We start from the raw sequence: 23,407 nt of genomic DNA on the forward strand, positions 1-23,407 counted from the left end.
TGGGTTGAAAGCTGTCACAAAAAATGTTGATCGGCTGCTTCTTTTCGGTTCGGGTTATCGGAAGGGACGCACCCGAAAGGGCGCATTTCGGAAAATTTGATCCGGCTGTGCAGCGGCCGGACAATGTAACAAGCCGCACAAGCGGCGGAATAGGGAGAAAAACATGAAAACGAAACTTAGACTGCTGGGCGCGGCAGCGTCGCTTGCCTTTGCCGCCGGACCTGCGCTGGCGGATATTACGGTCGGCTACTTCCTCGAATGGCCTATGCCATTCCAATACGCGAAGGCCACCGGCATGTATGACGAAGCGCTGGGCGAGACGGTCAACTGGGTGAGCTTTGATGCGGGCACCGCCATGAGCGCGGCGATGGCTTCGGGCGACGTGCAAATCAGTGTCAGCCAGGGCGTACCGCCTTTCGTCGTCGCGGCGAGCGCCGGGCAGGACCTTCAGGTGCTCGATGTTGCGGTCAGCTACTCGGATAACGACAACTGCGTCGTGGCCAGCGCTCTTGAAATCGACAAGGACAGCGCGGGCGAGCTGGAAGGCAAAAAGGTCGCCGTTCCGCTGGGAACTGCGGCGCATTACGGGTTTCTCAAGCAGATGGACCATTTCGGGGTTCCGCTCGACAGCCTTGAGATCGTCGACATGGCGCCGCCGGATGGCGCGGCTGCCTTTGCGCAGGGTGCGGTCGACATGGCCTGCGGCTGGGGCGGTTCACTGCGCCGTATGAAAGAGCATGGCAACGTGTTGCTGACCGGTGCAGAAAAGGAAGAGCTTGGCATTCTCGTGTTCGACGTCACCTCGGCCCCGGCCGGTTGGGTTGCCGAAAACAGCGATGTTGCCGCGAAATTCCTCAAGGTCACGGCTGAAGCCAATGCGATGTGGGCCGATGAGGCTAACCACGCCGAAATGCTTCCCGTGATCGCCAAGGACGCGGGCATGGACGAAGAGGCGACGATGGAGACCATCTCGACCTTTGTCTTCCCGACGGTCGATGACCAGCTCAAAGCCAAGTGGCTTGGTGGCGGTGCGCAGGAGTTCATGAAGGGCGTGGCGCAGGTCTTTGTCGAAGCGGGCAGCATTGATGCGGCCAAGGACTCTTACGAAAACGCTGTCAACACGGGGCCGCTTCAGGCCGCGCATGGCATGTGATTGAAACGGATCGGGCTGCCCTTGTGCTGCCCGGTCCATTTCTCATCGGGCTCGGGCGAGGGCCATCACGACAATCTGGAAATTTGAAAGCGGGGCCTCATGTCAGGGTTGGCTATCGACAATATATCCATGCGCTTTGACCTGCCCAACGGGACGTCGGTTCAGGCGCTGAAGAACGTATCGCTTGATCTCAAGGCAGGAGAGCTGCTGAGCGTTCTGGGTCCATCCGGCTGTGGTAAGACAACCTTGCTCAACATCGTTGCAGGATTTCTGGCGCCAACGGACGGGCGCATCGTGCTGAACGGACACGAGGTGAAAGGGCCAGATGCAGAGCGTGGCATGGTGTTTCAGCAGGGTGCGCTGTTCGAGTGGATGAGCGTGCGTGAAAATGTCGGGTTCGGTCCTTCGATGAAAGGCATGGCCAAGGCCGAAAAGGACAAGATAGTGAACCACCTGCTGGACGTGGTTGGCCTTGGGGCTTTCAAGGAAAAGGCGGTTTACGAGCTGTCTGGCGGGATGCAGCAGCGTGTCGCCTTGGCGCGGTGCCTCGCCAACGATCCGGACGTGATCCTGATGGACGAACCGCTTGGGGCGCTGGATGCGCTGACGCGGGAGAAGATGCAGAGCCTCGTGCTCAAGCTTTGGAAAGAAACCGGCAAGACGATCATCCTGATCACCCACTCGGTCGAAGAGGCGCTGCTGCTTGGGGAGCGCCTGCTGGTCATGGCACCGCGGCCCGGTCGCATTCACAAGGAATATCGCCTGCCTTTCGCGGAACTTGGTGTCAATCAGGACCTGCGGGAGGTCAAGAAACACCCCGAGTTCGCGGTAAAGCGTGAAGAGATCCTTGGGATGATCTGGGACATGGAAGAGGAAATCATGGGCCGCACGGAGGCAAGCGCATGATCGTCCTACTTCTCTACGTCTTTATCTTTGTCGTGGCCTTTTTCCTCGTGACAAAGGTGATCGCCAAGGCGACGACGCGCGATTTCACGTCGCTCAAGACGGTCACTTTCGGCGATGAAAGCGCGGTGCGTCCGAACCGGGCGGCTTCGGTCATTTCGATCCTGACGCTGTTCCTGCTTTGGGGCATGTTCACCGGCTCGACCCTTCTGCCGAAATTCCTGCATGCGCCGGGCCCGTTCGAGGGGTTGGCAACATTCGAATACACCGCAGAAGCACCCGGTCAGGGCAGCGATACGGCAACCGTCAGCGTGATGGTTCACCCGATCGATCAGAGCGTTGACGCCCCCGAAGTAGATCCGGGCGAAGGCTGGGCCAAGAATGACAGTGCAACCGTCGGCGTCTGGCGCAGCGGATTGATCCGCGTCGATGGCAATGACGAATTTGGACGCGATGAAGGTGCCGAAGTCGTCGCGGTGAACGGACAGCCAATCAGCCCAGGCGGCGAGGTCATCACCGATTTCGGTCGCATCGGCATGAGCCCCAAGGGAACACTCAATTTCGAGCCGAACCAGGGCTGGCAGATGGAGCCGATCTGGCTCCCTGCGCCCGAAGCGGTCGTTGCGCGGGTCGTCGAGATCGCCAGCGAGGGTTTCCGGGGGTCGACGCTCTGGGAACACCTCGGCTATTCGCTGTTTCGTGTCATTGTCGGTTTCCTGTGCGGGGCGATCGTCGGCATCCCCCTCGGCTATGCGATGGGACTGTCTGACTGGTTCCGGGGCTGGTTCGATCCGATCGTGGAATTCATGCGCCCCGTACCCCCGCTGGCGCTTATCCCGCTGGTCATAATCTGGGCGGGCATCGGCGAGGTCGGCAAGATCATCCTGCTGTTCCTTGCGGCCTTGTGGATCATGGCGATTGCTGCGCGGTCGGGCGTGTCGGGCGTGCGGATCTCCAAGGTTCACGCTGCCTATTCGCTCGGCGCGAGCAAATGGCAGATCATGCGTTATGTCATCATCCCGAACTCGCTGCCCGACATCTTTACAGGTGCCCGTGTTGCAATGGGGGTCTGCTGGGGAACGGTCGTGGCCGCCGAACTCGTTGCCGCCGAAAAAGGCGCGGGTATGATGATCATGGTCGCGTCGAAGTTCCAGAACACGGATATCGTGATCATGGGGATCATCCTGATCGGTATTATCGGTTTTGGCATAGATATGCTGATGCGCTGGGCGGAACGTCTCTTGGTTCCGTGGAAGGGCAAGGGCTAAGCCACCCCTGATCCGGTGAGAGGCGCGCCCTGCGCAGGTGCGCGCCTTTTCGTATTGCCGCCGGTGGCTGGGCGATTGATCCCATTCAGCTTTCCCGCTCTTGGCTCGTCTGCCCGCGCAGGCGGATGGTCACGTTTTATCAACAAGCCTGCTTTTTAATGCCGGGGAATCTGACGGCGAAAAAGGGGTCTGCTGATTTGCGCCATAAGGCAAACGATCCAAGGGTAGATGGTGTTGGCATCACCCCGTACCAGCAGGGGGTGGCCAATGTGGCCAAGTTCAGGTTTGGCGCCGTAATCGTTATGGCTGTAGCCGCCATCGCGATGGTTGTCGTTTCTCTCGAGATCGAGCGGTTGATCGATAGACAGTTTCAGGAAAACGTGCGCGCACAGGCCTTTGACGAGCTTGTGGAACGGCGGGAGGAAGTGAAGGTAACAACCTTTGGATTATTCCTAACCTTACAACGCCTGACCTTGCATGTACTGGGTGGGAACAGTCACTGGGCTTCTCATTTTCAACGTTATGCTGAAAAGGAAATCAGCGAAAACGATTATCTGACCGCCGTTATCGCCTCGCCTTTTTCGGGTTTCGAAGCAGCTTATCCTCCCGGCGCTGATGCGCTCTTGCCCGCCGGCCAGATCGATGACCTGTTCGAGCCGCACGAATCTGACCCGGAGTATCTTGCCGGGAAGTTGGGAATTCTTGTCGGACCCGTTACGGCGACAGACGGGCGCGAGATTGTGCTGCTACGGCAGCGCGTCGTGCCGCATCCTCTGGAACCTGGCGATGCGGCTTGGGGCGTTACGACGGTCGCGGTCGACGTCGAGCGCTTTTTCTCGGGCGTCGGACTGAAAGAATTGTCCGAGGCGTTTGATGTTCTCATATTGGATGAGACGGCTGCAATCGAGGGGAACGCCGTCATTTACGGCAATGCGTCCTTGGATTGGGGGTCTGCGCTGAGTTTTGCGTTCGAGTTTCCGAACGGCCGCTGGAAATTTCTCGCCAAGCCGAAATCGGGATGGCCGGAGCACTCACCGGACTGGTTGCGCAACCGGGTCATCATGTTCGCTGTCACGCTCCTTGTCGTGCTTATCCTGGCTTACGTTCTGCGTCTTTCAGAATCCCGCTATCTGGCAGAAGCCCGTCTGAATAACGCGATCCGCGCGATGGAAAATGGTTTGGCCATTTTCGACAGCCAAGGACGGTTGCACAAATGCAATGCCACTTTCGCTGGTTTCTATAGCGGCGCGCTGGATGTGATCCGCCCCGGAGCATCTGCACGGGAATTTGCCGAAGCCGTTGCCAGACGTGGAATCGTTGCCGATGCCATCGGTCGCGAAGAAGACTGGATCGCAGAGCACGGCGCTGCACGCCGGCGCAGCGACAGTTTCATCTGCACAGACAAAATGAGCAACGGAAGAGTTCTGCGTGTCTCGGATCACCGGATGGAAGATGGCGGGATGGTGTGCATTCGTACAGATGTCACGGAACTCGAAGAGGCGGTTTCGGAGGCCCAGGCCGCCAACTTGGCCAAAACTCAGTTTATAAACGCGCTGTCGCATGAACTCCGGACACCGCTGACCGTCATCCTCGGACTTGCGGGGATCGCGAAATTGACCGACCGGATGCCGGTTGTGCAGGCCTTGAAAAAATCGCTCGAGGAAACCGGCGCATCCAGCACTGTGCGAGAGAAGGTTGATGAAGTCATCGCCCATTTTTCGAAATTGGTCATCCAGCAGGAAAAGTCGGGCCAGCACTTGTTGGGCCTTATCAACGAGATGCTGGATTTCGCCAAGATCGAATCCGGCACATTCGTCGTCGAATGCGCCGAAACGTCAGTAAGCGAGATCGTTGAACCGCTTGAGACCCAGCTGGAAATCGAAGTCGAACGGAAAGGGCTGGCATTCGAGGTCGACTGCGATAACGGTACCGTTTACGCGGATGCATTCCGGACGCGACAGATCCTCTACAATCTGATCGGGAACGCTCTCAAGTTCACGGACAAGGGAAAAATCGTTCTGTCCACCGAAAGGAATGATCAATACGTCATGTTTCATGTGCGCGATACGGGTACTGGGATCGCGTTGGATGATGTCGGCAGGATATTCGAAGCATTCCGCCAAGTGGATTCGTCTGTAACCCGGCGTCGCGGCGGGACTGGGCTTGGACTTGCGATTTCACGTGAACTTGCCTCGGCCCAAGGAGGCACGATATCCGTTGACAGCGAACTCGGTGTAGGCAGCACGTTTACCCTCTGTCTTTTGGCGACCGCGCCCAGTTCACTTGAGCGGGAAGGTGACACCCAGGGTGCAGATCGGGGACAGGCAGCGTAAACTATCCAAGAAAAAACGGTTGTGATGCGTCTGCATTCTAAATGATAGAAAGACGATCCCTCAGGGTAAATCGCGGTTCTGTATCAGCAGTTTCCGGCTAGTTGGTGGCTGAGGCGGAGCGATAAGAAGAATTGATTTGAAAGGCTGTGGGTTTGATGGACGAACCTATTCGCTCCCGTTTGTTGCTACAGGTAACTTCGAGTAAAAAGAGAGATCATAGCCTGCGTATGTTAAGCTGCTGGCAGTTCAGATGCCTGTTATGCATGTTTAACGGTTCTTATGAACCAGTTTAATTTCCGTTGAATTGCCGGCGGCCGCGACGAAGGCAACATGATCTTTGTTAATTAATTACCGTTGAAACTGTCGCGATTTCGTGGCGCGCCGGGCGCGTGTAGGCTCTTTTAGTTCTAATGCGACATGGCGTTTTGCCTTCGCAGCTATGTAATGCTCGCGCGGATCGTGTAGGGTTTGACATAGCCGAAGGTCGCCGGCTGGGCGGCTTTTCGCGTTGGCAATGACCTGTGCCAAATCAGGTCTGTTTGATGGTTTCCCCAAAGGACTGAACCGCGGCTTTATCGTAGCAATAGCTTTTGCCTCTCACAGACGTTTCTAAGGTTTGCTGACGCAACATCTTCCGGCGAATTAAAAGAATGGCGAACTAAACCCGGGGTGAATTTTTGCGTTGTTCGATCGCGAACCCTTTTAGTTTACGAAGACGACGACGCAAGAATTGCCCGCAAGAAGATCCGCGCAGCCGGTACGGCTTTACTTGCCGATCAGATGCAAAGCTGCCTCAAAACAGGTCCGAAGGCGGGCACGAACCTCCGAGATTACTTATCGGACAACCACGTCAATGTCAGAACACGTCGACGCATGTCATGCCTCTCAACCTACCGTTAATGAAGTTCTCAAGGATTGAGCCCATTAAGATTTTTGAGTGCTGGTTTTCGGACAGTGTTGAATCAACGGAGGAAGTTGTCACGCAGAAGCGAGACAACTTCGCGCGCGCGACCGTCCAGAACAGCCTTAATGCCGAAAAGCGCGGTCGAGGCGACCTGACCGGTTTCGACTTTTGGTGGCATGACCAGTTCCATCCGGCTGACCCTTACGTCGAGAATGGCCGGTCCGTCGGTGTCCAACCATTCTGTCATGGCTCCTTCCAGATCGTCTGCACTTTCGACTCGGATACCTTTCAGCCCGCAGACTTCGGCCAATCTGGCGAAATCGGGATTTTCCAGCCCGGTATAGCTGTCAAGCAGGCCTTCGACCCGTTGCTCCATTTCGACGAACCCGAGGGAGCCATTGTTATATATCAAAATTTTTATCGGCAGTTTCTCTTGCTTGAGCGTCAGGAGATCGCCCATCAGCATTGTCAGGCCGCCGTCGCCACACATAGAGATGACCTGACGCTCTGGGTAAGCTGCGACGGCGCCCATGGCCTGGGGATAGGCATTGGCCATCGTGCCGTGCAGCAGGCTGGTCAGGAAACGCCTGTCGCCGTTCGCCGTGAGATGCCGCAGCAGCCAGACCATGGGCGATCCGCCATCTGCGGTGAAAATCGCGTCTTGTGCGGCAAGGCGGTCGAGAGTTTCGGTGACGAACTGCGGATGAATGAGCGAAGGATCGCTTTCCTTGGCTTCATCTTCATATCCATCAAGGTCTTTCTTCCACTGCTGTCGCGTGGCTTCCAGATGCTTTGCGTCGTCCTTCCGGTCCAATCGGTCGATCAACGCCGCGACGGTCGGTCCTATGTCGCCGACCAGCCCCATTCCGACCGGCGACCGGCGACCGATATGCGCGGGATCCCGATCAATCTGGATGATTTTGTCCTGTCCGGGATAGAATTGTGTGTAAGCAAAGTCCGTGCCCAGGCAGAGCATCACGTCGGCACCGTCTACGGCCTCGACTCCGGCCTTGTTACCCAGAATGCCGATCATGCCGACATTGTAAGCATTGCCGGGTTCGATGAATTCCTTTGATCGACTGGTATGAGCGATTGGGGCGGCGAGTTTTTCGGCGAGTGCCAAAAGCTGGGGCATCGCGTCGCGCGCGCCGATCCCGGCGTAGAGAGTGACAGTGTCCGCCGAATTGAGCCGTTCCGCAAGCGCATCGAGTTCATCGTCTGCCGGGATCAGCCGAGATCTGGGACGGTGGACTGACCAGGGCAGTTCGTCTTGCGTATCCTCTTCGAACATGTCGCCATTGACGATGACGACCGCTACGCCCCCCTTCGTCAGCGCCGCCTGAGCAGCTTGTACCGTGATGCGCCGCGCTTGGTCGGGGTGCGAGATGTATTCGCAGAAAACGCTGTGCTGTTCATAGATCTTTCGCTGGTCGACCTCTTGCGGAAACCCGAGACCGGCCTCTGTGCGCGCTACGTCCGACGCGATGAGAACAACCGGCGCGCCGTTCCGGTGGCTTTCGAATATTCCGTTGACGAAATGAAGCGATCCCGGTCCGCAGGTGCCAGCACAGACAGCCAGTTCACCTGTAAAGTAGGCCTCTCCGCCAGCGGCTAGGCCACCCACCTCTTCGTGTCGCACATGGATCCAACGCAGATCGGACTCGCGCACCGCGTCGGTGAAGTGATTAATCGTGTCACCAACGATTCCCCAGCAGCGACGCGCGCCTGCCTTCACAAGGGCGTCCACGACGACATTCGCAACCTTAGCCATACCTAGTGTCCTTTCAGATGAAATCGCTTACTTGGCTCGCGCTTTCGCGAGATCGAGGGCAGGGCGGAAACTGGTCGCCTGTGCCGCGCGCCAGAAATCGGCATAAACAGTGTCCTCTGGCGCCTCCAAAAGGGCTCCTTCGGCGAGGAACGGATGAACCTGATCCATTGGCAACGCCTTTTCGGGTCCATTGCGGTGCATCAAATGGTGTGGCTCCAGGTCGCCGGGATGCTCCAGACCGGCTGACGCGACAATTTCCATCAAGGCATCAACGGTCTTTTCGTGGAAACGGGCTGATCGTTCGCCCTGTACCTCTGGCACCAGTCCCCGTTGACGGGTGGCATCCTGCGCGGTTACACCGGTCGGGCAGGTGCCAAGGTGGCAGCGTTGCGCCTGAATGCAGCCGACCGAGAACATGAACGCGCGTGCTGCGTTGCACCAGTCCGCCCCCTGAGCGATGTTGCGCGCCAAACCCATGCCGGAATAGACCTTGCCGCTTGCCGCCAGCCGAATCTGGGATTTGACGCCTGCCCCAACCAGCGCATTTCGCATTAGGATCAGGCCTTCGGATAATGGCATTCCGACCCAGTCGGACAGTTCCAGCGGTGCGGCGCCGGTGCCGCCCTCTCCCCCATCCACGACGATGAAATCCGGATAGATCTCCGTTTCGAGGATTGCCTTCATGATCGCGAAAGGCTCGTGCGGCTGGCCGATGCTCAGCTTCAGACCCACAGGTTTTCCACCGGACAAGTCGCGCATCCGGGCGGCGAATTCCAGCATCTCGATTGGCGTGGAAAATGCTGAGTGGCCGCGTGGCGACAGGCAGTCTTCATGCGCAGGCACCTGCCGGATCTCGGCGATTTCCTCGGTCACCTTGGCGGCAGGCAGAAGGCCGCCGTGGCCCGGTTTTGCGCCTTGGCTGAGCTTGATCTCGGTCATCTTGACCTCGTCACGCTGCGCGGTGTCCTTGAATGTCTCCGGGTCGAATTTGCCGTCTTTGTCACGAGCACCAAAATAGCCGGACCCGAGTTCCCAGACGAGATCGCCGCCGTGTTCCAGATGATAGGGCGAAAGTCCTCCTTCGCCTGTGTCGTGGAAGTAACCGCCTTTTTTAGCCCCCAAATTCAGAGCGCGCACGGCATTGGCGGAAAGCGCGCCAAAGCTCATGGCGGAAATGTTCAGAACGGATGCCGAATAGGGCTTGGTGCATTGATCGGACCCTACATCGACACGAGGCGACTTGATCGGGTTCTCGGTGGGGGCGATGGAATGCCCTATCCAGTGATACGTATCCTCATCAGTGTTGCGCTCGGTACCGAAGGGCTGGGTGTCGGTGATGCCTTCCGCACGGGCATGAACAAGGCGTCGCGCCGCCAGGGAATACGGCGTGCCGCCAAGATCGTCTTCTACGATGTAGCTGTAGAGATAGGGTTTCAGATCGTAAAAGATCCATCGGATCCTGCCAGCTACGGGATAATTTCTCGTGATTGCCCAACGAGACTGGAACGCATCAAACAGCCCGAGCAATACGATGGCGGCCATGACCAACGCGACCCAGAACCATCCATAGACGATGGCAACAATGAGCAGGATTACCGCCGTTATCGGCACCACAGCCCGCTTGGATAGATCGAGAAAGCTGACGAAAAACTTTTTCAATTTTTCATTCTTTCGATTTTATATTCTGAAAAACGTCGGTGATACGGTGCAGGTTCCGCGCCGGACCTTACGCCAGAGTTTCCGGTTCCTTACATATTCTTCAGAAGCAGAATGGCGTTGTCATCCAACGCGCCAAGGCCGCTCTTCATTCAAAGAACCCTGTGCCGATAATTTGGGTCCGTTGCGATGTCAGTCGCCCTAGAGGCTGCGCTGCGTTTCAGTGCGTCGCCGCTGGCAAGCTTCCGGTCATGTGTCGCGGATTGGCTCTAGCTAAGTTACGGTTTTGCACGTGATTGGGTGGAACGGTATCTAACAGGCATTCGGATCGGGGCTGCTTTTTTTGTGCAGCGACAGAAGTACATCACAGAGCTTTACGCGCGCGATCGTGCGGAGACACCGGGTCGAATGGGACCGTCCATAATATTTGATGGCATTCTGCTGAACGTTTTGTGAGTGCGATGCGGAAGATAACTACCTCCGAGTCTGACGGACCACAGCAGTGTCCCGGCGCAAGTCAGTTTCTTCTCCACCCTCCCGATCCAGACATGGCTGACGTTATTTAAGACGACTTTCGCCAGATGTATCAGCTCGGCTGCGGTGTGATGCCGCCGGAAAGCTATTCGGGCCGGGCTTGGCTGGGTTGATGGTATAACTCGCTACAATCCGACTAACGCAGTCATCCTCCCATAGGGGACGGATTTCCTGTTTTAGCTGAACGGCCCGGCAAACCTGTCGCAGATGTAAGGTTGCCGAAAAGATGGCGCCTGAGAGCAGCCCTAGATTTCTTTCAACGACACGATACGTCGGCTGAAAGGAACAGATGAAATGCCTTCTAACGAACTGAATGCCCTGGTGCTGCAAGGAGGCGGAGCGCTGGGAGCCTATCAGGCAGGAGCGTTCTCTGCTCTCAATGAGGCCGGTTTTTCATTTGATTGGCTGGCCGGTATTTCGATCGGTGCAGTCAATGCCGCGTTAATCTGCGGAAACCGCGAAAAGGACCGAATTCCAGCGCTTGAGGCCTTTTGGAACAAGATCACCTCGAACCTGACAATGTCGGCACCATTATGGACAAAGTCAGGTCGCCGCGCCTTTTCAGAGCTGGCGGCAGCCGAGATAGCGCTCGCGGGGGCGCCGGGCTTTTTCCGACCGCGCATGCCTGCCGCGTTCTGGCCTTTCCTCACCGAGCCTGCCTTGAGTTTCTATGATACCGCGCCTCTCGCCGCGACGCTAGGCGAACTTGTCGATTTCGACCTCATCAACGACGGCGGCCCCCGGCTTTGCGTTGGCGCCACCGACGTGGAGACCGGGAACTTTGTCTATTTCGACAGCCGCCACACCCGGATCGACGCGAGACATATTTTGGCCAGTGGCGCCCTGCCGCCGGGTTTTCCACCTGTCGAGATTGACGGGCGCTACTATTGGGACGGCGGTCTCGTGTCAAATACCCCGCTGCAATACGTCATGGAACTGGCCGAGGGCGATCAGCCGCTCTGTGTGTTCCAGATTGATCTCTTCAATGCGAAGAGCGCGCTTCCGAAGGACGTCTTGGAGGTTCAGCAGCGGGAGATGGATATCCGCTATTCGAGCCGAACACGCCTCACGACGGATCGTTATCGAGATCTGCATGCGCTGCGCACCGCCGCCGAACGACTTGCCGAAAAACTGCCGGAAGGGCTGAAAGGCGACCCGGATCTGGCTGTTCTGCGCAAGGCTGGTCCATCCTGCCCTGTCACTCTCGTGCACCTAATCCATCGCAAGCAAGGTTTCGAGGGCAGCGCGAAGGATTACGAGTTTTCCCGGCAGTCGATGTCCGATCACTGGGCTGCCGGCCGCGAGGACGTCACGCATACCCTGGCCGCCGAGGCATGGACCTCCCGTCGTCCGGGCACGGACGGCCTGCAAATATTCGATCTTGGAAAATGCGATTGACAGAGGGTTATCCCATGAAAATGTCTGATCTCGTCACAACCGCCTTTGCGATGCCAGTCACCAGCCCGTCCTATCCCAAGGGCCCTTACCGCTTCGTCAATCGCGAATTTCTGACGATCACATATCGAACCGACATGAAGGCCGTGCGACGGGTCGTGCCGGAGCCGCTGGAGATCCCGGAGCCGCTGGTGAAATACGAATTCATCCGCATGCCCGATAGCACCGGCTTTGGTGACTACACTGAGAGCGGTCAGGTTATTCCCGTTACGCTCGATGGCGTCGCTGGGGGGTATGTCCACTCGATGTTTCTGAACGACGACGCGCCGATTGCCGGAGGGCGCGAGATCTGGGGTTTTCCCAAGAAGCTCGCCGATCCCTCACTTCGGGTAGAAAAGGATACGCTGGTCGGCACATTGGACGTCGGCTCGGTTCGGGTAGCCACAGGCACAATGGGTTACAAACATCGTGAGCTCGACCACTACAAGGTGCAGAAGGGGTTTGAGGCGCCGAACTTCATGTTGAAGGTCATACCTCATGTCGATTGCACGCCGCGGATTTGCGAGCTCGTCCGATACTATACGACGGACGTGACACTCAAGGGCGCGTGGGAAGGCCCGGCGGGGCTCGAGCTGCATCAGCACGCGCTGGCGCCGGTGTCTGATCTGCCGGTTCGCGAGGTCGTCTCGGCCGTCCATCTGATGACCGACCTCACGCTTGGGCTGGGCGAAGTCGTCCACGATTATCTCCAGCCAAAAGGGTGACCGATCATGCAGCCTGCAGGACAATCCGCCTATACGGCGCAAGTATCCCGCCACAACCTTCCGACACGGCTGGTCCATGCGGGACTGGCGCTTGCGGTCGTAATGCAGCTTGCAACCAGCCTAGTCTTGCGCCCGGCTGAGAATGGCAGTGACGGTAATCTCTGGTTCGGGGTCCACGAAATTTGCGGACTGATCGCCTTTGCCCTGATCCTGCTGTTCTGGATCGTTCTGACGGTTCGCAAGCACGGCACCCCTGCGGGTCTGCTATTTCCATGGTTTTCGCCCGTACGTCTTTCTGCGCTGTGGTCGGACGTAAAGCGCCACGCCAACGCACTCTTCCGTCTGCGCCTGCCTGCGCATGATGACGAAAGCCCGCTGGCCAATGCCGTGCATGGGCTAGGAATTGTGCTCATCACCGCAATGGCGGTCACGGGCACGGTTTACTACGCCATCGGGGGCGCAAACCCGGATGCTGGTGAATTGGTCGGGGCCGCAATGTTCATTCACCGGACGCTCTCGAACCTCGTCTGGGCTTACCTGATCGGCCACGTCGGCATGGCCGTCCTTCATCACTTTTTTACCGACTTCAATCTGCGCGGAATGTGGTCCTTTCACGCTGCGCCCAACAAGGAACCTATGAAATGAATCTCAAGAACAAAGTTTGCATCATCACCGGCGCGGCCAGCGGTATCGGCTATGGCATCGCCAAACGCTTTGTGGCCGACGGCGCCAAGGTTGTCATCGCCGACCTGAAGCTCGACGCCGCGCAGAAAGCTGCGGACGAGTTGACTGCCCAAGGACCGGGCGAGGCCATGGCTGTCGAGATGAACGTCACCGATGAGACCCAGGTCAATGACGGTGTCGCCAAGGTCGTCGAGACATGGGGCAAGATCGACGTGCTGGTATCCAATGCCGGGGTGCAGATCGTTCATCCGCTCGAGAACTTCCCCTTCGACGACTGGAAGAAACTCCTGTCAATCCACCTCGACGGCGCCTTCCTGACTTCAAAGGCTATATTGCCGCACATGTACAAGGCCGGTTCGGGCTCAATCATCTTTATGGGCTCTGTCCATTCCAAAGAAGCGAGCGCTCTGAAATCCGCCTATGTGACCGCAAAGCACGGTCTGTTGGGCCTTGCCCGCGTCATTTCGAAAGAAGGCGCAGAGCATGGTGTCCGCGCCAACGTGATCTGTCCCGGTTTCGTGAAGACGCCGCTGGTGGAAAAACAGATCCCGGAGCAGGCCCGCGATCTCGGCATCTCGGAAGAGGACGTCGTCAACAAGGTCATGCTGGGCCAAACCGTCGATCAGGAATTCACCACAATCGACGACGTCGCCGAGGTGGCGCATGTCTTTGCAGCCTTCCCCACAAATGCGCTTACCGGCCAGTCGCTGGTGGTCAGCCATGGCTGGTACATGAACTGACTTTTCCATGACAGGAGACATGGAATGGAAAAAAACATTCACGACCGCCTGCATGCGCTGGGGCAAAAGATCGAAGCCGCCGAAGCGCGGCTGCGGGCAGCTTCACACCTGAAGAACCACGGGGCGCATCTGATGGCACAAGAGTTGAGGGAGCGCTACAGGCACTTGCAAGAGCGTCTGAACGGCGAGGCAGCCGGTCAAGACGCCCATGACGACCGCGTCGCGGACCTGGAACTTTCCGTGCATCAATGGGGCGACAGCTTCGATACCACGCACGTGGCCTCCAACTGACATACACACACGGACTGAAAAGGAGACTGAAATGTCCGAACTGATCGTCATCGGGTACGAAACCCCCGAAAGGGCGGAAGAGGCCCGCGCAGACCTCATGACCATGGCCCGGGAATATCTTGTTGACGTGGCCGACGCCGTCGCTGCCGTTGTGGACGACGAAGGAAACGTCAAGCTCAACCAGATGGTCAACCTGTGGACCGCAGGCGCGGCCGGCGGCGCTTTTTGGGGCCTGCTTGTCGGAATGATTTTCTTCAATCCGCTGCTTGGTGCTGCCGTCGGTGCAGGGGCCGGGGCGCTGTCAGGCACAGATAGGCCAGAAGTTCCTGCCGCACGAGGAAGCGCGGCGCTTGAAACTTTTTGCGCAATTCTTCTCTACGCTCCGATTATTGCCAGCCGATTGCTGTTCCGTACCTAGGCACTTATAGTCGGCAACCTCTCTCTTTGAGCCCAGTGCCAGACTACATCCGGGTCGCGAGATTGCCCATGATCCAGAGCGTGCCAAGCGCCATGATTGCAAGAAGCATAACGGTGAAGAGGATCAGCTGCAGATCCTCGCGTTTCTGACGCGAGAGGTCGATATGAAGGAAAAACCGCAGGTGCACGACGATTTGCGCAATAGCGAGGACGGCAATCGTGATTGCCAGCGTTCGCCCCTGAAGCAACGCCCAGTGAACCAGGGCGAAAGGGATCAGCGTCAGCGTCAATGCCAGACCAAAGCCTGCTAGATAAAGCCGTGCCTCGCTGCGATGGTCAGGGTCTTTCATCGCATCTGCCCTCCAAGATAGACGATTGAAAAGATCCCGACCCAAATCAGATCGAGGAAATGCCAGTAGAGTCCAAGCCGCAGAACGCGCATCTTCACGACCGGGATCAGGCCGAGGGTCGCCAATTGGATCAGCATCACCACGATCCACAAGCAACCTACGGTCACGTGCACCCCATGAAGTGGCACAAGCCCCCAGAAGGCCGACCAGAAACCGCTGCGCGATGGTACAGCACCGACATCGATCATGTGGGCGAAGTCGCGCAACTCCATCGCCAGAAAACCTATACCAAGAAACAGCGTCACAATCAGCCAGGATGCGATTGACCTGCGCCCCGTCTCGTGTCGCATCGCAAGCGTGGCAAAGCCGAATGTCAGACTGCTGGAAAGCAGGATCACAGTCTGTGCGAAAACGCTTCGCAGGTCGAACGCTTCTGCTGGGCCCGGGCCTCCCGCCGCGCCGGTCGGGTTGGCGACAGTAAGGTAAGAGGCGAAGACAAGCCCAAAGATCACCAGATCGCTCATCAGGAAGATCCAGAAACCGAAGAGGATGGTTTCCGCCCCCTCATGTGCAGCCCCGTGCCGCGCTCCTAGATTGAGGCCGGGATGAAGATTGTGTTCACTCATTCCGCAGCCTCGATCCGTGTAGGTCGCTCCAGCAGGGCACGGCCCAGATTGCTTTCCTGTGTTTCCTCAAGCCTGTCGACCGCCGAGGCGTCCTTTACTTTGTCGAGCCAAGCGCGATGCTCGGCGGCGATCTTTGCAGCCGGGATGACATGCGTGGTCTCGGTCAGGAAGGTTGGCAGAGTAATGGAAAGCACGATCGCGAGGAAGGACAGCGCGGCCAGCCACCACATCCAGAACACCAGTGCCAGTCCAAACAGCGTCGCGCACACGCAGATGATCATGCCGATGGCTGTATTGTTAGGCATTTCGATGTCTTCGTATTCTTCCGGCTCGGTATAGGCGCGGCTCTTGGTCTTTGCCTCGGCAAAGTCGTCGCGCGCGGCAACCTGCGGCTGCATTGCGAAATTGTACTCCGGCGGCGGCGACGGGATCGACCATTCCAGCGAGCGCCCGTCCCAAGGATCCCCCAAAGGCACAGTCAGACTGTCGCGGTCACGGATGCTGACCCACAACTGGACCGCCAGACACGTGAGCGCGGCCAGGATTAGAACTGCACCGAAGAGCGCCAGCCAAAGGGTGGGCTGAAATGCGGGGTCGCTGAACGTGGCAGATCGGCGCGGCATGCCGTGCAGCCCCAGCCAGTAGAGCGGGAGGAAGGTGAATGAAAAACCGGCGATCCACAAATACGCCGCCGCCCGGCCCCAGCCTTCATTCAGGCGAAAGCCGAACGCCTTGGGGAACCAGTAGTGATACCCTGCCAACAGCCCGAACAGAACGCCCGGTATGATAACGTTGTGGAAATGCGCCACCAAGAACAAGGTGTTGTGCACCTGATAGCTGATTACCGGGTTCGCCAGCATTACGCCGCTGAGGCCGCCGATGACAAAAAGGTAAAAGAACCCGGTTGCATAGATCATAGGCACCGTCATGCGGACCCTGCCGCGAAAGATCGTTGCCATCCAGTTGTAGACCTTGATCCCCGTAGGCACGGCGATTGCCATCGACGCGATGCCGAAGGCCGCGTTGATATTGGCGCTCTGGCCCATGGTGAAAAAGTGATGCAGCCAAACGCAGAAGCTGAGCACTGCGATCGACATGGTGGCATAGACCATCGACATGTAGCCGTAGATCCGTTTGCCAGAGAAGGTCGAGATGACTTCGGAAAAGATCCCGTAAGCAGGGATGACCAGCAGGTAGACCTCGGGATGACCGAACAACCAGAAAAGGTTGACATAGTTCATCATGTTGCCGCCGAGGTCGTTGGTAAAGAAGTGGAAGTCGAGATAGCGGTCGGCAGCCAGCATCAAAGCAGCAACTGTCAGCGGCGGCAGCGCGAAGATCATGATGATGGAGGTACAGATCACCGTCCAGCAGAAGATCGGCATCCGTAAAAAGGTCATACCCGGCGCGCGTTCCTTGTACAGCGTGACCGCGAAATTGATCCCCGAGAGCGTGGTGCCGATGCCCGCAAGCACAATCGACCAAATCCAGTAATCCGGCCCAGGACCCGGCTGAAAATCGGACCCGGTATAGGGCGGGTAATTGGCCCAGCCGCCGGTTGCGAACTTTCCCAGCACCAAGCTGATCATCACCAGCGCGGCACCTGTCGCAGTGAGACCGAGGCTGATCTGGTTCATTACCGGAAAGGCCATGTCCCGCGCCCCGATCTGAAGCGGCATGACGTAGTTGATTACGCCGGCGATAAAGGGCATCGCGACGAAGAAAATCATGATGGTTCCGTGGGTACTGAATAACTGGGAAAAGTGGTCGGGCGTGAGGAAACCGCCGTGCAGGCCGAATGCCTGTTGGGTTCGCATCAAAACGCCTTCGATGACGCCGCGTGCCAGCATGATGAGCGCAAGCGCGCAGTACATGATACCTATCCGCTTGTGATCGACGCTTGTCAGCCAATCGCGCCAAAGCGGCCCCCAAAGCCGGAACCAAGTCAATAGGGACACCGTGACAAGCGCGCCCAGAAGCACTGCCGTAGCTGCGCCGGCCGCGACCAACTCGCTTACAGTTGGATCTTGTATCGCTCGCCAGAGGGACAGCGAAGACAGGTCGAGCCGGCCGAAAATTGTATGGATCATTGGTTTGGCTCTCCCGTCGACGCTTGAGGATCATAGCCGACCGCGCCCGGCTGATTAGCAGATGGGACGGGCGTGCCCCGCATGTAGCGATGCAGGACCTCATCGAAGAGGTCGTTGTCGACCGACGAAAAATGCAGGACGCCCCCAGACAGAGCCTTAGCGCCCAGCTGCTGTTGCGCTGTTGCACCGGTGGTGGCTTGGGCCAGCACGCCATAATGTTTTGCCGTCAGTGGCTGGCCGTCCGATCTGACTTCTTCAACCCAGGACTCGAAGGCTGTCGGTGTCATCGCAATCGCCCGGAATTTCTGTTGCGGGAAACCGGTTCCGTTGAACTGGGTGTTCTCGCCCTCGAATTCGCCGGGCTGATCGGCGAGGACATGCAGCCGCGTATGCATGCCCGGCATGGTGTAGATTTGCCCTGCCAGCGCAGAAATCAGAAATGACTGCATCACCGTGTCGGTCGTCAGGTCAAGCGCTACGGACGTCTTCTCGGGGAAGGCCAGTTCGTTGATCGTGGCGATGCCAAGATCGGGATAGATGAACAGCCATTTCCAGTCGAGCCCCACGGCCTCGACCCGAAGCGGTGGGTTATCAGATGCGATGGGCTTAATCGGGTCGAGCTCGTGTGTCGTCCTGTAGAGCTGCACCGACAGGACTGTCACGATGACGAGTGGCACACCCCACATCAGCACCTCAAGCAACGGCGACCTGTCCCAGTCCGGTGCATAGCGCGCATCGCGGTTCCGGTATCGGTAACGCCAGAGCAGCACGGGAACGAGCGCAAAGACAGGGACGATCGCAACGAGGGTCCAGCCGAGAATCTGGATGAACTCCGCCCGCTGTGCTGCCGCGATCGGTCCTGCAGGCAGTAGAAACGTGCTTCCCGCCTTGCTGCATGCCGCCAGAGCGAAACAGCCGATCAGAGGAATGATCCCGAAAATTCGTCGAAATATCACTGCCGTCCATCCTGCTGCTTGATGCAAAAGTAACGTTCTTGTTGAGCTTCGGCCACATGTTCGTTTGCCCGCCGATGATTGCGGGCTGGCGGTGTGGCGCCCAGGACGATGTCACGACCCGGACGGCGGGGAAGATACCAACCGAGACCGAAGCCGATGATCAAGGCGATGACATGACCTCCGTCGGCGAGCGGCTCTGGCGCGACGGCAAATTTTGCCGCGATCAGGCCAAGGAGTGCAACGAACCAGATCAATGCCTTCCGGTGCGCAGCTATCAAAACGCCGATCAATCCGAAGCCGCCCATTGACATGCCGACATCCGTGGTTGCCGCCAGCCCGGTGAAATCGGGAAGAAAGGCAATCGCAGCGAGAAGGATGATTGTCGCGGTCACATCGATCCCGAAGAAGAAGCCGACGGCGCACCGGGTGCCCCATATAAGCTCCGTCGCTCCGATCACGCTGGCGGCGAAGGCAAGCTGACGCAGCAGCATCGGCAGATCGTGTGATAGGAAAATGGCGGTCAGAAATCGCATCAGATTGCCGTCTTTCATTGCATCCACACCGATACCCCGGGCGGCGAGTACATGCGGATCGATCTGACCAGAAAACGTTCCCGCAGCAACGTTGGCCACCAGCATCACCGCGAGGAATGCAAGCGTGAACGGAACCTTTCGGATCGCGGCAATACCCGTCCGGGGAAAATGCAGATCAAGGCGCGACATGAACAGCGAAGCTTCCCAGCAAGACGAAAAGAGCCATGACAAGCAGGAGCAGAAAGGCGGCCGCCGATCCATCGTCGTCGGGCAGCCGCTCTTCCAGATCGATCCGCTTACGCACGTGACGCATACGTAGCCAGGCGATCATCACTACGGCAGCCCCTGCGCCGAAAAGCAGCCAGGTCGACCAATGCGGTACCGTTCGCTGACCTAGCCGGGCCGCTGCAAGGCCAAAGCCGACAATGGCAACAGCGGTGCGCACCCACGACAGGAAGGTCCGCTCATTAGAAGCATGCAGCTCGAAATTGACGATCATGGTCACGGTCTCCTATTTCATCAAGCCGCGAAGCCCGCCGGAGACCAGCACATTGACTTCGTAGAGAATTTGCGGCGCTGCCAATCCGCCCGGGCAGGCGAGGTAATTCGGCGACCAGACGGGATCGAATTTTTCCTTGTAGGCCCGCAGACCCTCGAAACGGTAGAAATGCTCGCCATGTTCGTAGATGAAACCGCCGGTGCGGTTCCAGAGCGGCGCAAGTTCGCGGTTCTCGACACCCGCGAAGGGCGCAGCCCCCAGCGATGCCCAGCGGTAGTTCTCTGCCGCGCCCCACAGCAACAGTTCTCCAAACAGCGCATCCATTGCGAAATGTGGCGCGTCCGGCAGGTATCGCATGAGATCAAGCGACAGTTCGCGCCGGTTTGCGCCTCGGAACATGTTGGCAAAGGCAATGATCTGTCCGTCGGGATGGCGCAGTATGGCAATGTCGAAAAAGCGCATGTAATCTTCAGTGAAGGCCCCGAGGGAAAAGCCCTTTTCTTCGCCGTGTTTCTGAGCGAGCCAAGCGTCGGAAATGCGCCGGAGCTGAGGCAGGATCGGCTCTGTATCCGAGGCTGGAACCACTTCGAAAACAAATCCGTCCCTTAAGGCGCGATTACGGGCTTGGCGCAGATCCTTGCGCTTTGAGCCGTCGAGGGTGAAGCCGAGCAGATCGACACGCGCGACCTCCCCGATCTTGAGAATGGACAAACCCAGATCAAGATAGGTCGGCAAATAGGCAGCTGAAACCGAATAGAAAGCGACCCGCTTACCAGCGCGGTAGGCCTGTTCGCGCAACGCCCATATCAGGGCCTGTCCTGACTTGGGATTGCCAACTGGATCGCCCTTGGCGATCAGCGATTTTCCTGTATCCGCATATGCGATGAAAGCGGTTTCATCTTCTGACACGAGGAACAGCTTATCTCCTGTCAAGGCGATATTGGCTTCGGTATCTTCGCTTTCCTTCACCAGCCGACGTACAGCATCCGGAATTTTGGTAGGCTTGTTCACCGCGGGGCGGTGGCTGATAAGAGAGTTGACGAAGACCGCCACCAGAACGATCGCGACGACAAGGCTGGCCCGTAGAAAGCGCGAGGCATCGCCATTCCAGCTGAATTGCCACCAAAGGGCGTTTCGGTAGTCGACGTGATGATAAGCGAAAAGCCCGATCCAGAAGATTGCCCCGGCCATTACGAGGACGCTGAGCATCCACCGTCGGTCCAGCTGAAAGAGGGAGATCCCTTCCGCGCGATAGAACGCCGGTCGGAGTAGGCCCAGTGTCACGAGCGTTGCGGCCATGGACATGGCCTCGACCCAGTCGAGACCCTTCACCAGTGATACGACGAACCCGATCCCGATCAGCGCCATGGCAAAGAGCCACGCGCGGAAGAGCTTGCGGTAGAGCCCCGCCGCGATGACGATCAGAAGAGCGCCAGCAAGGCTTCCGGCGAGGTGAGAGGCTTCGACAACGCCGAGCGGAAAGATGTCACGCAGAATTTCAAGCCGGGTGCCCTCGGCCGGCAGGTTGCCTGAGACCAAAAGAATGACACCTGCAAGCATGGCGAGGGCCGCAGAAACTATGGGCACCACCGGCTTCATCGCACGCCAGAGAACGCTTGATGTCGTTTTTAGCCTTCCCCGGTTGGCCATAGCCGCCGAGATGGCAAGACCCAAGGTTGCTACGGCGAAGGGAAGAACGGTGTAAATCAGGCGATACAGTAGCAACGCTGCCAGAACGTCGGAACGTCCGGTTGCTCCGAAGCCGGCGATGATGGTTGCCTCGAACGCGCCAAGACCGCCGGGCGCATGGCTGAGAATACCCAGGCCGATCGCCGCGATAAAGACGGTCGCAAAGACAGGAAGGCTTGGCACCAGATCGGCGGGCATCAGTATGTAGAGGGTCAACCCGGCACCGGATACATCCAGTAAACCGGCCAAGGTAAGGCCAACAGCTTGCACGGGTCTTGGCAGATCGACAGTTTTTCCGCCCGATTTCAATCGTCGCTTGCCCAGTGAAAGCCATACCAGATAAACGCCCCAGCAGGTGAGCAGGGCTGAGCCAATTGCCGTCTCGAAGGCGGGGGAAAAGTTGATAACGGCGCTCAATCCGGTGGGATGAAGCGCAAGCAACAGACCAAATCCCAGAACCAGAGCGGAAACAAAGCCCGACCAAGCAATCGCGACGATCGCTGTTATCGTGACCAGATCGAGTCCGAACGCCGAATACACCCGATAGCGAACTGCCGTGCCGGTAAGGTAGGACACTCCAAGCAAGCCGGAAATCGCGTAGCCCGCGGCACCGGTGACCATCGGCACCAAAGCGGGCAACCTTTTTGGTGCGACCGTCCGCATGCCGAGGAAGTCGTAGGTCGCAATGCCAACAAAGCTCATGACGGTGCAGGCCAGCGCCGCGAGAAGCACCGTCGGGCGGGCCGCAGCGACATCGGCCTTTACGTCCTCCAATCGGATATGGCTGGCCAATTTGTGCAAAACGATCACTGCAATTACACCCACGATTGCGGGAATTGCGAATTTGAAGATTGGGTGTTCGATCACGCGCAAAACAGACGACATGAAGGTCTGCATCTTAATCTCGGCCATCTATGCCTTCCTTGAAAATGTCGATCCAAATAAGTGAAATCACCAATAGCTTTCCCCAATCCACCGAAAACTAGTGATCGTTGTTTTCAGGCAGCAAGCGTATCTCCGGTTTGTATTGTGGTTAATCCGGAATTCGTGTCCTGCGCAGCTTTGGGTTTCGGTGTCCTTGTTGTCACGGTTCATCATGAGGGAGGTGCCCTGAGATACCGTGAGGCAGGACACCACGAAATTGAGCGGGATGAGCATCCGGCGATCAAAGGGTGCGGCGCAAAGCATCAACGCATTGGATGTCATTTCACTGCACTTGCCGAGTTCCAAGCATGACCAGCGACAAGCCGGTCGAAAAAAAGTTCAAGCCCATCATCAGGCCCAGCGTCCAACTTGCAGTCCAAGGCCAGCCGAACAGGATCACGACGCCAGCAACAAAGGAACACAGCCCGCTGAACACGAGCCAGCCCCAGTTCGGCACATGTGCACTGCTGCGCAGCCCGAAGAGAATGGAAAGAATGCCTTCCATCAGGAACGACAGCATCATCAGAACGGTCAACGCGGCTATGCCTGCGAGCGGAAACAGGACGAACGCAACACCGACGAGAAACAAAATGCCAAAGGCCGCAAAGCCATAACGCCACTCTGGCGCTGGTCTTATCGCAAGTGAAAACCAAAGACCGACGGCGCCCCACATCGTCAGCATCCATGCCACCAGCACCTCTGCCGCGACGGTGGCAAACTGGGGAAGCAGAATGGCCAGAAGGCCAATCACAACAAGAATTGCGCCGACAAGTTTCAGGCGCTTGAAGCTCGCCCGCTTGCTACCTGCACGCATCGGTGACTTCAGATTGGTCAAATAGGTCTGCATTTGGGAACGCTCCTTGGTTTCCCTTCGGTCTGTCGGGAACGAGATGAACCTAGGCGTACAGCATCGCCCGAAATTCGCGC

At 57.8% G+C, this 23,407-nt stretch carries 20 protein-coding genes; 10 read left to right on the top strand and 10 right to left on the bottom strand.

The annotated features are described in order from the left end of the window. Positions 1-163 precede the first annotated feature (163 nt). The 4 genes from MF268_RS18375 (at position 164) to MF268_RS18390 (ending at position 5,657) form a co-directional block, all read left to right on the top strand. Entirely contained in the window at positions 164-1,153 is a 990-nt protein-coding gene (locus tag MF268_RS18375; protein WP_238372323.1) for a taurine ABC transporter substrate-binding protein, read from the top strand. Between the two features lie 99 nt (positions 1,154-1,252). Then, the gene (locus MF268_RS18380; protein WP_238372324.1) at positions 1,253-2,059 is read left to right on the top strand and encodes a taurine ABC transporter ATP-binding protein; all 807 of its coding nucleotides are present in this window, start codon (positions 1,253-1,255) and stop codon (positions 2,057-2,059) included. Continuing rightward, positions 2,056-3,324 (top strand): ABC transporter permease, encoded by a 1,269-nt coding sequence (locus tag MF268_RS18385; protein ID WP_238372325.1) that lies wholly within the window; start codon positions 2,056-2,058, stop codon positions 3,322-3,324. The genes MF268_RS18380 and MF268_RS18385 overlap by 4 nt, the downstream gene beginning before the upstream one ends. 197 nt (positions 3,325-3,521) lie before the next feature. After that, positions 3,522-5,657, top strand: coding sequence for a sensor histidine kinase (locus tag MF268_RS18390; protein WP_238372326.1), 2,136 nt, complete (start codon positions 3,522-3,524; stop codon positions 5,655-5,657). 962 nt (positions 5,658-6,619) lie between these two features. Here MF268_RS18390 and MF268_RS18395 read toward each other — a convergent pair. Further along, positions 6,620-8,332 (bottom strand): thiamine pyrophosphate-dependent enzyme, encoded by a 1,713-nt coding sequence (locus MF268_RS18395; protein WP_238372327.1) that lies wholly within the window; start codon positions 8,330-8,332, stop codon positions 6,620-6,622. A 27-nt stretch (positions 8,333-8,359) separates the two neighbouring features. After that, positions 8,360-9,991, bottom strand: a complete 1,632-nt coding sequence (locus MF268_RS18400) for an FMN-binding glutamate synthase family protein (RefSeq protein WP_238372328.1) — start codon at positions 9,989-9,991, stop codon at positions 8,360-8,362. Between the two features lie 825 nt (positions 9,992-10,816). Between MF268_RS18400 and MF268_RS18405 the strand changes: the two genes are divergently transcribed. The 6 genes from MF268_RS18405 to MF268_RS18430 are packed head-to-tail and all read left to right on the top strand — an operon-like array spanning position 10,817 to position 14,814. Beyond that, positions 10,817-11,920 carry a DUF3734 domain-containing protein gene (locus MF268_RS18405; protein ID WP_238372329.1) on the top strand — a complete coding sequence of 368 codons (1,104 nt, stop codon included), beginning with the start codon at positions 10,817-10,819 and terminating at the stop codon, positions 11,918-11,920. A 14-nt stretch (positions 11,921-11,934) separates the two neighbouring features. Beyond that, entirely contained in the window at positions 11,935-12,681 is a 747-nt protein-coding gene (locus MF268_RS18410; RefSeq protein ID WP_238372330.1) for an acetoacetate decarboxylase, read from the top strand. 6 nt (positions 12,682-12,687) lie between these two features. After that, positions 12,688-13,326 carry a cytochrome b/b6 domain-containing protein gene (locus tag MF268_RS18415; protein WP_238372331.1) on the top strand — a complete coding sequence of 213 codons (639 nt, stop codon included), beginning with the start codon at positions 12,688-12,690 and terminating at the stop codon, positions 13,324-13,326. Beyond that, positions 13,323-14,105 (top strand): 3-hydroxybutyrate dehydrogenase, encoded by a 783-nt coding sequence (locus MF268_RS18420; RefSeq protein ID WP_238372332.1) that lies wholly within the window; start codon positions 13,323-13,325, stop codon positions 14,103-14,105. Before MF268_RS18415 ends, MF268_RS18420 begins: the two co-directional genes overlap by 4 nt. Positions 14,106-14,129: 24 nt before the next feature. Beyond that, positions 14,130-14,396: a 3-ketoacyl-ACP reductase gene (locus MF268_RS18425; protein ID WP_238372333.1), complete on the top strand. Its 267-nt coding sequence runs from the start codon at positions 14,130-14,132 to the stop codon at positions 14,394-14,396. Between the two features lie 31 nt (positions 14,397-14,427). Next, positions 14,428-14,814 (top strand): DUF1269 domain-containing protein, encoded by a 387-nt coding sequence (locus MF268_RS18430; RefSeq protein WP_238372334.1) that lies wholly within the window; start codon positions 14,428-14,430, stop codon positions 14,812-14,814. Positions 14,815-14,857: 43 nt separating this feature from the next. Here MF268_RS18430 and cyoD read toward each other — a convergent pair whose 3' ends face one another. The 8 genes from cyoD to MF268_RS18470 form a co-directional block, all read right to left on the bottom strand. Further along, the gene (cyoD, locus tag MF268_RS18435; protein ID WP_238372335.1) at positions 14,858-15,163 is read right to left on the bottom strand and encodes a cytochrome o ubiquinol oxidase subunit IV; all 306 of its coding nucleotides are present in this window, start codon (positions 15,161-15,163) and stop codon (positions 14,858-14,860) included. Continuing rightward, the gene (locus MF268_RS18440; RefSeq protein WP_238372336.1) at positions 15,160-15,789 is read right to left on the bottom strand and encodes a cytochrome c oxidase subunit 3; all 630 of its coding nucleotides are present in this window, start codon (positions 15,787-15,789) and stop codon (positions 15,160-15,162) included. The genes cyoD and MF268_RS18440 overlap by 4 nt, the downstream gene beginning before the upstream one ends. Next, positions 15,786-17,879 carry a cbb3-type cytochrome c oxidase subunit I gene (locus tag MF268_RS18445; protein ID WP_238372337.1) on the bottom strand — a complete coding sequence of 698 codons (2,094 nt, stop codon included), beginning with the start codon at positions 17,877-17,879 and terminating at the stop codon, positions 15,786-15,788. The genes MF268_RS18440 and MF268_RS18445 overlap by 4 nt, the downstream gene beginning before the upstream one ends. Continuing rightward, positions 17,876-18,835 (bottom strand): cytochrome ubiquinol oxidase subunit II, encoded by a 960-nt coding sequence (locus MF268_RS18450; RefSeq protein ID WP_238372338.1) that lies wholly within the window; start codon positions 18,833-18,835, stop codon positions 17,876-17,878. Before MF268_RS18450 ends, MF268_RS18445 begins: the two co-directional genes overlap by 4 nt. Next, entirely contained in the window at positions 18,832-19,557 is a 726-nt protein-coding gene (locus MF268_RS18455; RefSeq protein WP_238372339.1) for a hypothetical protein, read from the bottom strand. The genes MF268_RS18450 and MF268_RS18455 overlap by 4 nt, the downstream gene beginning before the upstream one ends. Next, positions 19,544-19,867, bottom strand: a complete 324-nt coding sequence (locus MF268_RS18460; protein WP_238372340.1) for a YidH family protein — start codon at positions 19,865-19,867, stop codon at positions 19,544-19,546. Before MF268_RS18460 ends, MF268_RS18455 begins: the two co-directional genes overlap by 14 nt. A gap of 12 nt (positions 19,868-19,879) precedes the next feature. Then, positions 19,880-22,468: a bifunctional lysylphosphatidylglycerol flippase/synthetase MprF gene (mprF, locus tag MF268_RS18465; RefSeq protein WP_238372341.1), complete on the bottom strand. Its 2,589-nt coding sequence runs from the start codon at positions 22,466-22,468 to the stop codon at positions 19,880-19,882. 295 nt (positions 22,469-22,763) lie between these two features. Then, positions 22,764-23,327 carry an HdeD family acid-resistance protein gene (locus MF268_RS18470; RefSeq protein ID WP_238372342.1) on the bottom strand — a complete coding sequence of 188 codons (564 nt, stop codon included), beginning with the start codon at positions 23,325-23,327 and terminating at the stop codon, positions 22,764-22,766. Positions 23,328-23,407 lie beyond the last annotated feature (80 nt).

Origin of the sequence: Heliomarina baculiformis (genome assembly GCF_019966545.1) — a bacterium.
In the GTDB taxonomy this organism is placed as follows: Bacteria; Pseudomonadota; Alphaproteobacteria; order Rhodobacterales; family Rhodobacteraceae; genus Heliomarina; species Heliomarina baculiformis.

Excerpts from the sequence above, each read along its gene's own strand:
- MF268_RS18375 (WP_238372323.1), top strand. The coding sequence starts at position 164 with ATGAAAACGAAACTTAGACTGCTGGGCGCGGCAGCGTCGCTTGCCTTT.
- MF268_RS18380 (WP_238372324.1), top strand. The coding sequence starts at position 1,253 with ATGTCAGGGTTGGCTATCGACAATATATCCATGCGCTTTGACCTGCCC.
- MF268_RS18385 (WP_238372325.1), top strand. The coding sequence starts at position 2,056 with ATGATCGTCCTACTTCTCTACGTCTTTATCTTTGTCGTGGCCTTTTTC.
- MF268_RS18395 (WP_238372327.1), bottom strand. The coding sequence starts at position 8,332 with ATGGCTAAGGTTGCGAATGTCGTCGTGGACGCCCTTGTGAAGGCAGGC.
- MF268_RS18405 (WP_238372329.1), top strand. The coding sequence starts at position 10,817 with ATGCCTTCTAACGAACTGAATGCCCTGGTGCTGCAAGGAGGCGGAGCG.
- MF268_RS18410 (WP_238372330.1), top strand. The coding sequence starts at position 11,935 with ATGAAAATGTCTGATCTCGTCACAACCGCCTTTGCGATGCCAGTCACC.
- MF268_RS18415 (WP_238372331.1), top strand. The coding sequence starts at position 12,688 with ATGCAGCCTGCAGGACAATCCGCCTATACGGCGCAAGTATCCCGCCAC.
- MF268_RS18420 (WP_238372332.1), top strand. The coding sequence starts at position 13,323 with ATGAATCTCAAGAACAAAGTTTGCATCATCACCGGCGCGGCCAGCGGT.
- MF268_RS18425 (WP_238372333.1), top strand. The coding sequence starts at position 14,130 with ATGGAAAAAAACATTCACGACCGCCTGCATGCGCTGGGGCAAAAGATC.
- MF268_RS18430 (WP_238372334.1), top strand. The coding sequence starts at position 14,428 with ATGTCCGAACTGATCGTCATCGGGTACGAAACCCCCGAAAGGGCGGAA.
- cyoD (WP_238372335.1), bottom strand. The coding sequence starts at position 15,163 with ATGAAAGACCCTGACCATCGCAGCGAGGCACGGCTTTATCTAGCAGGC.
- MF268_RS18440 (WP_238372336.1), bottom strand. The coding sequence starts at position 15,789 with ATGAGTGAACACAATCTTCATCCCGGCCTCAATCTAGGAGCGCGGCAC.
- MF268_RS18445 (WP_238372337.1), bottom strand. The coding sequence starts at position 17,879 with ATGATCCATACAATTTTCGGCCGGCTCGACCTGTCTTCGCTGTCCCTC.
- MF268_RS18455 (WP_238372339.1), bottom strand. The coding sequence starts at position 19,557 with ATGTCGCGCCTTGATCTGCATTTTCCCCGGACGGGTATTGCCGCGATC.
- MF268_RS18460 (WP_238372340.1), bottom strand. The coding sequence starts at position 19,867 with ATGATCGTCAATTTCGAGCTGCATGCTTCTAATGAGCGGACCTTCCTG.
- mprF (WP_238372341.1), bottom strand. The coding sequence starts at position 22,468 with ATGGCCGAGATTAAGATGCAGACCTTCATGTCGTCTGTTTTGCGCGTG.
- MF268_RS18470 (WP_238372342.1), bottom strand. The coding sequence starts at position 23,327 with ATGCAGACCTATTTGACCAATCTGAAGTCACCGATGCGTGCAGGTAGC.